At 74.6% G+C, this 2484-nt stretch carries 3 protein-coding genes; 1 reads left to right on the top strand and 2 read right to left on the bottom strand.

All coding sequences use genetic code 11. The features are described 5' to 3' along the window. Nucleotides 1-256 precede the first annotated feature (256 nt). Nucleotides 257-796: a hypothetical protein gene (locus AB8Z36_RS36855; protein WP_369217746.1), complete on the bottom strand. Its 540-nt coding sequence runs from the start codon at nucleotides 794-796 to the stop codon at nucleotides 257-259. Next, complete coding sequence (locus tag AB8Z36_RS36850) at nucleotides 793-1536, bottom strand: alpha/beta fold hydrolase (protein WP_369217745.1); 744 nt, start codon at nucleotides 1534-1536, stop codon at nucleotides 793-795. Before AB8Z36_RS36850 ends, AB8Z36_RS36855 begins: the two co-directional genes overlap by 4 nt. Before the next feature lie 159 nt (nucleotides 1537-1695). Between AB8Z36_RS36850 and AB8Z36_RS36845 the strand changes: the two genes are divergently transcribed. Then, nucleotides 1696-2322, top strand: coding sequence for a glyoxalase (locus AB8Z36_RS36845; protein ID WP_369217744.1), 627 nt, complete (start codon nucleotides 1696-1698; stop codon nucleotides 2320-2322). Nucleotides 2323-2484: the final 162 nt, after the last annotated feature.

The following is a 2484-nucleotide window of genomic DNA, read 5'->3' as shown; positions in this document are numbered from 1 at the left end:
GGACAGGATGGAGCCGTCGTCCCATTGCCGCGCGCCCCGGYGCGGGACGACCACCGGCTCGCTCGCCGCGGCGCCCCGCACAGACCGGTGCACCCGCCTGCTGTCGCGCGCCATGTCGTGCGTGACGGGTGAGCGCCGGATTGTGCACTGCTGACGGGGGGAAGCCCGCGCCGTTCGACGGCCCGGGTCAGGAGGCCCGGGGCCCGGGTGCGGGGTGGTGTTGCCGCCACCCCGCTGGGGACGGAAGCGGCGCGTCTCAGGCGGCGTCGGCCCCGTCCCGCTCCGAGTCGCGCCTGGAGGCACTGCGCCCGCGCGTCATCGCCAGGACGCTCCCGGCGACGGCGATCACCGCGATGGCCAGGGCGATGCTGACGCCGCCCAGAGTGTCCCAGTACACGTCCTCCAGACTGATCAGCAGCGCCGCCTCGTCGACCACAAGGGCGAGGCCCACCCCGTAGGCGAGGCCCATCCACGCGCGTGCCCGTGCCGAACGGTCGACGAGGCCCGCCGCGCCCACCGCCGCGAGGAGCAGGATGCCCCACACGTAGTGGTGGATGTGCACTCCGCCCGCCTCCATGTCGCCCACTCCGGCCACATCGATGTGGATGAGCCAGGTGAGCAGGCGCATCCCGCCGAAGGTCAGGGCGAATCCCCACCAGGCCAGGATGAAGCCGCGGCGCTTGGGGGAGATGCCGGGCAGCAGGCGCAGCCAGGGCGAGGGCTTCCCGTGGCCACCGGACGAGGAATGTTTTCCGTGCCCGTCTGGCGAGGGTCCTGTCGCGCGCGACGCACTCATACGGGCACTCCCGCCGTGAAGTCGTGGATCAGCGCCGCGAGGGCGTCCGGCGCGGTGTAGTGGGCCGCGTGCGCCGCGCCCGGGACCTCCTCCGTGCGGGCGGCGCCGGTCAGGGCGGCCACGCGCCGCAGCCAGGCGCCGGTCGCGATGGTGTCACCCGCGCCCCGGACGAGGAGCGTCGGCACGCGCACCTGGGCGAGGTTCCCCTCGAACGCTCCGGCGGCGTCCCGCAGGGCGTGCCGGAAGGACACGGCGCAGCGCGGCAGACCGGTCAGCAGATAGTCCGTCGCGGCCACCGCGAGCAGGGAGAGCGTCTCCCGGGGCGCGTCCGCGAGGAGCCTGCCGAACAGGCGGGAGGCCGATGCCTCCGGCTCCAGGGCGGGACCGACCAGCACCATGCCGTTCACCAGCTGCGGGTGGCGGGCGGTGAGGGCGGCGACCACCTGGGCGCCGACGGAGTTGGCCACCAGCAGGCTCGGCCCGGGGAGTAACTCCTTGTGCCAGCGGGCCAGCAGCTCGGCGCTGTGCTCCACCGCGGGTGCGCGGCGCACGGCGGCCCGGGACCGCGCGTTGCCCGGCAGATCGGGCACGAGGACCGACGCCCCGCTCGCGGCGAGACGCCGGGCGAGCGGCACGAAGTAGCGCCCGGAGAGACCGAGCCCGTGCACGAGCACCACGGTGCGTGTGCCCTCGCCCGGCACGGGTCCCAGGCGGCGGGTGAAGAGTCCGGCGGCTGTCATGTGATCCACTCGACCACCATCGCGCGTCCGCCGATCCGGTGCCAGGAGGCGGCCCGTGTCGGGCATCGGCACGGGCCCGCGCGCAGACGGTCGGTCCCGCGCGCAGACGGTCAGTTTTCGAGAAGCGCCCGCCATCCGCCCCTCACTAGCGTGAAGGGCATGGAAACCATCGAGAACGTCACCCTCGCCGTGGCCGACCCCGAGGCCGCCCGCCGCTTCTACACCACCGCCTTCGGCCTCGGCCCGCAGATAGCCCTGCGGGCCTCCGACGCGGCCACGACCGGCTTCCGCGGGTTCACGCTGTCGCTGACCGTCTCCCAGCCCGCCGACGTCGACCACCTCATCGCCGCGGCCCTCGCGGCGGGCGCCACGGCACTGAAGTCCGCCGCGAAGTCGCTCTGGGGGTACGGCGGTGTCGTCCAGGCCCCGGACGGCACGATCTGGAAGGTGGCGACCTCGGCGAAGAGGAACACCGGCCCCGCCACCGGGCGGATCGAGGCGGTCGTGCTCCTCCTCGGCGTCGCGGACATCGTCGCCAGCAAGCGGTTCTACGTCGAGCAGGGCCTCGCCGTGGCGAAGAGCGTCAGCCGTATGTACGTGGAGTTCGAGGCCGGTTCGAGCCCCGTCAAGCTGGGCCTGTACCGGCGCCGGGCGCTGGCCAAGGACGCGGGGGTGCCGCCCGAGGGAACCGGCTCGCACCGGCTGGTGATCGGCGGCCGTGCCGGTGCGTTCACCGACCCGGACGGCTTCGAGTGGGAGACCGCCGCGCTCAGGACCGAGGTCTGACGGCGGCGCCACCGCGCGGCGTTCACCCCCTCCCGCTCAGCCATCTCTGCGACGGCACGGCGTTCCCCTGTCGCCGATCCGGACGGCACGGGCGACGCGYTCGCGGCCAGGACGGGCTCCGTCCCGCGCCGACCGGACGAGCCGGGGGCGGCGGCCGTGGCC

It is taken from the genome of Streptomyces flavofungini, from assembly GCF_041028215.1.
GTDB lineage: Bacteria > Actinomycetota > Actinomycetes > Streptomycetales > Streptomycetaceae > Streptomyces > Streptomyces flavofungini_B.
This window is presented reverse-complemented; position numbering and strand designations above follow the sequence as displayed.

Excerpts from the sequence above, each read along its gene's own strand:
- AB8Z36_RS36855 (WP_369217746.1), bottom strand. The coding sequence starts at position 796 with ATGAGTGCGTCGCGCGCGACAGGACCCTCGCCAGACGGGCACGGAAAA.
- AB8Z36_RS36850 (WP_369217745.1), bottom strand. The coding sequence starts at position 1,536 with ATGACAGCCGCCGGACTCTTCACCCGCCGCCTGGGACCCGTGCCGGGC.
- AB8Z36_RS36845 (WP_369217744.1), top strand. The coding sequence starts at position 1,696 with ATGGAAACCATCGAGAACGTCACCCTCGCCGTGGCCGACCCCGAGGCC.